Below are 4539 nucleotides of genomic sequence, written 5' to 3' on the forward strand. Positions count from 1 at the left end.
CCTGGGGCACACCGCCCCCGGCGGTGTCGACGTCGACGGCGGATTCCTGGAAGTGGCGCCCACGTTGATGCCGGCCACCACGATGTTGATCTCACCGCCGGTCTGGGTGAAGGTCACGACGCGCTTGAGCGCGGCGGCCACCCAGTCCATGTTCTCGGTCCCGGAACTCATCGAGATGCGGGCGCCGGCCGACAGCGCGAACCATTCGAGGGGCACCCGCAGGTGCTCGGCGAGGTCGAGGGCGGCGATGACGCGGGCGCACTCGGGTTCGGAGAGCGCGCCCAGCGACTTCGTCGGATCGCCGAGCAGCACCACACGGGTGATTCCCTCCGGGTACCGCTCGGTCGGGGTGGTCACCACGCCGGCGACGATGGCCGCCGAGTTCCTCCCCTTCGGCCGGTCGACCGGCACGAGCGTCCCGGACGGGTCGAGGTCGTACTCGGTGAATCGGCCGAGCAGCCCGGTCAGCTCGTACGGGTAGGTCGTGCCCCGGCGCGCGGCGCGCAGCACCTTCTGCCGGTAGTCGTCCAACGGGCGCACCGCGTCGGTGGACGGCGCGCCCACGTGCAGCCGGGCACCGCTGCCCGGATCCACTGTGATCGTCACCGCCACGTCCCCGGCCGCGCGCGGCTGGCGGGCGATGAACTGCACCTCCTCCAGCCCGGCCCCGACCGTCGTCGGCAGGATCCGCTGGACCAGCGCGTTCAGCTCGTCGCGCGACAGGTTGGTGGGCGGCCAGACGTACATCAGGATCCGGTTGGTGTCGAAGCGCTTGTCCTGCGGGCGCCGCGCCTGGATGTCGCGGATCGCGTCCAGGGCAAGGGTGGTGGCCTCCTCCAGGGCGGGCAGCGCCACCAGCCGTCCGTCGGTCTCCCGCAGCGGGGTCAGGTCGCGGATCTGGCCCATGGCGATCAGCCGTTCGTCGGCCGGGTTGCTGCGTGCCACGGCCTTGAAGAGGTAGATCTCCTCGTCGGCCGAGGACAGTCGGGTCAGGTCGAACTCGCGGAGCCGTTCCAGTTGCAGGCGTTGGGCGATCTGCGGGTGCAGGCCCCGGATCAGCCGGTCCTCGGTGAAGCCGCTCTCGCCGGGCCGGAACGTGAAGTAGTGGTGCATGACCGAGCCGGTGGAGCTGGCCACGGTGGCGGTCACCCGCTCGACGGTCGAGGGCAGCGGGTGGTCCGCGAAGAGCTTCCCGAGCCGTACGGCGATCGCGTCGTCGTCGTCGGGTTGGTCGCCCAGCGCGACGTAGAGGTCCGCGACCAGCCCGGCCGGGGCGTCGGCGGCCAGCTCGGCGAGTGCGGTGAGGGTTTCGGGGAGACCGGGGATGTCGGTGGCGCCCGCCACGATGTGCGTGGCGCCGTGCTGGGCGGTGACGAAGCCGCCTCGCGCGGTGACGGCCCGCAGCCCCCGGTTGCCGTAGTAGCGCCGGGTCAGCACCTCCAGCAGGGGGCCGTGCTCGGTGTCGCCCCCGCGTCGGATGCGCTGGCCGATGATCCGTACGAGGGGCTGCCGGCAGGCGACCATCCGTTGCACGCGCTCGGCCCGGTCCGGGGCGTCCGGGTGCCGGTCGAGGTGTCGCAGGTCGGCGCGGACCTCGGCGTAGTCCTCGGCGCGGGTGCGGCGCAGCAGGGGCTGGGCGTACCAGCGGAACACCAGACCGCGGGCCAGGTCGGCGATCGCGGGGAAGCGGACCTGGGTGGCCTCGACCAGTCGTTCGAGGACGATCCCGGCGGGTTCGCGGTGGTCGCCGGCGGGCGCCGGTCCCGCGAGCAGGTGGCGCAGCACCTCGGAGACGACCGGCACCGCGGCGGCCATGCGTTGTTGGGCCAGGAAGATCCGGAAGACGGCGTCCTCCAGCTCCGGTGTCCGGTCGAGGCTGGTCACGCCGTAGTGGGCGAGGACCCGTTCGAGGCGTACCACGAAGGTGGCGGAGACGCCGGCCCGTTCGACGTCGAGGCTCTGCAGGTAGCTGTGGAGGAACTCGCGCGGGGTGTGCACGGCGCTGCCCGGCTGGGCGTCGGCGGCGTGACGCGGCTTGTTGCGGGCCAGCTCCGCCAGGTTCGCGAAGATCGTCAGGAGGTCGAGCGGGACGGTCGGCGACCCGGTACCCGCGACGGGGTGGGGCGTGATCTCGCCCGGACCGACGTCGTAGCCGAGCAGGAGGGCGCGCAGATCGTCCAGGGCCTGCGTCGCCGACGGCCCGGCCGGGGCCGGCGGCAGGTCGATCTCGACGGTCTCGGCCGCGCCCGACGTCTCCTCGGCGGCGTCGGCCAGCGGTTCGAGGCGCATCAGGGGGGTGCCGGTCTCGACCTGGCTGCCGACCGAGACCGGGCACTCGCGTACCCGGGCGCGGAAGGGGGCCCGGAGCACGTTCTCCATCTTCATGCTCTCCAGCACGAGGATGGGTGCGCCCGCCTCGACCTCGTCACCGGCGGCGAGGGGAGTGGCGACGACGAGGGCGGGTGCGGGGGAGCGGACCACGCCGCCCTCGTCCCTGCTGACCCGGTGGGTGACGCCGTCGACCTCGACAGTGTGGATCGGCCCGTGGGTGGCGGTCACCAACCGGAAACGCTCCCCGTTGACCAGCATCTGCCCCCGGTGCTCGTCGAACCGCTGCATCTGCACGTCCAGGCGGTGGACGTCGCCGCCCGCCGACAGACCGACGCGGAACCGCTCGCGGCTCACCCGGGACACCGCGACCCGGTAGCCGACGCCGCGCAGCTTGAGGTCGAGCGGGCGCCCGGTCTCGTGCTGCGCCTGCGGCCGGCCTCCGTGCGCGGTGGTGAACAGGCGTTGCCGGCTGACCTCCTCCTCGTCCTGGTAGGCCTCGATGGCGGCCGCGGCGAGAGCGAGCGCGGAGTGGCGGTGGGTGACCAGGCGACCCTCGGCGCGGACCCGGTCGATCCAGCCGGTGTCGGCGGAGCCGTCGATCACCTCGGACTGGTCGAGCAGGTCCAGGACGAAGCTCTTGTTGGTGGCGCCGCCCTCGATGATGACCGTCGTCTCGGCCATGGCCCGGCGCAGGCGGCCGAGGGCTTCGTCGCGGTCCCGGCCGTACGCGATGATCTTGGCGATCATCGAGTCGAAGGCCGCCGGGATGCTGTCGCCTTCGCTGACGCCCGTGTCCACCCGGATGCCCGGGCCGGCCGGTAGCGCGAGCCGGACGATCCTGCCGGGGGAGGGCGCGAAGTCGCGGTCCGGGTCCTCGGCGTTCAGGCGGGCCTCCACCGCGTGACCGGCCTCGACCGGCGTCGCGCCGTCGAGGCGGCCACCGCCGGCCACGTGCAGCTGGAGTTTGACCAGGTCGGTGCCGGTGGTGATCTCGGTAATCGGGTGCTCGACCTGCAGGCGCGTGTTGACCTCCAGGAACGCGAAGAGCTTCTGAGCCGGGTGGTACAGGAACTCGACAGTGCCGGCTCCCCGGTAGCCGACCGCCAGCGCGAGCCGCACCGCCGCAGCCTTCACCTCGGCGACCTGTTCCGCCGCCAGCACCGGCGACGCGGACTCCTCGATGATCTTCTGGTTGCGACGCTGCACCGAGCAGTCCCGTACGCCGAGCGCCCAGGCGCCGCCCTGCCCGTCGGCGATCATCTGCACCTCGACGTGCCGGGCACCGGTGACGAGGCGTTCCAGGAAGACGACGCCTGAGCCGAAGGCCCGCAGCGCCTCCTGGCTGGTCCGCTCGTAGGCGTCGGTGAGGTCCTCCGCCGAGTCGACCCGCCGGATGCCACGCCCACCACCGCCGGCGGTCGCCTTGAGCATGAGTGGATAGCCGATCTGTTCGCCCGCGCGCAGGGCGTCCTGCAGGGTGGCGACCTCGCCCCGGCTCCACGGGGCGACCGGCACGCCGACCTCCTCGGCGATCAGCTTCGAGCCGATCTTGTCGCCGAGCTTGCGCATCGCCTCCGCGCTCGGTCCGACGAACGTCACGCCGATCCGCTCGCACAGCTCGGCGAACGCCGGATCCTCCGCGACGAAGCCCCAACCGACCCAGGCCGCGTCGGCGCCGGTCTCGACCAGGGCGCGTTCCAGCAGCTCGTGGTTGAGGTAGGGGCGGGTGGCCGCGGCGCCCAACGGGTACGTCACGTCGGCCGCTCGGACGAAGGTCGCCGTCCGGTCCTCGTCGGTGTAGAGGGCGACGGTCTCGACCTGGTCGCCCGACTCCGCGGACAGGTCCCGTACGGCATGGATCAGCCGCATCGCGGCCTCGCCCCGATTGATGATCGCGATACGCCTGAACACCGGTCGACCCCTCCCCCGTCGTCCGACGCTTCGACAGACGACGATTCCGAGTGACCCGCGCGCGCATCGCGGTACGGTCACGGCCGGACCGTAGCCCGCCTCCGGGAGCAGCCAACACCCCTAGGGCCTGTGTCGAAGCCCTTGGCCGGCCTGCGGCGGGCCCGGACGACGACCGGCCGCGTTGGATATTCGCCCGAATACAACACCGGTATCCGAACGAATATCCGCCTTGCCGGACCGCCGCCCGGACTCCGCCTCGGCTCGACCGAGGACTTCGACACAGGCCCTAGCTTCGCC

Annotated in this window: 1 protein-coding gene; it reads right to left on the bottom strand. The window is 72.5% G+C overall.

Features of this window, described 5'->3' with window-relative positions; all coding sequences use genetic code 11:
• A partial coding sequence (locus tag ACWCO3_RS31920) for an ATP-binding protein (protein ID WP_450013608.1) occupies positions 1-4242 on the bottom strand: 4242 nt, incomplete at its 3' end.
• Between the last annotated feature and the right edge of the window lie 297 nt (positions 4243-4539).

The sequence above is a fragment of the Micromonospora sp. NPDC002411 genome (assembly GCF_053592955.1).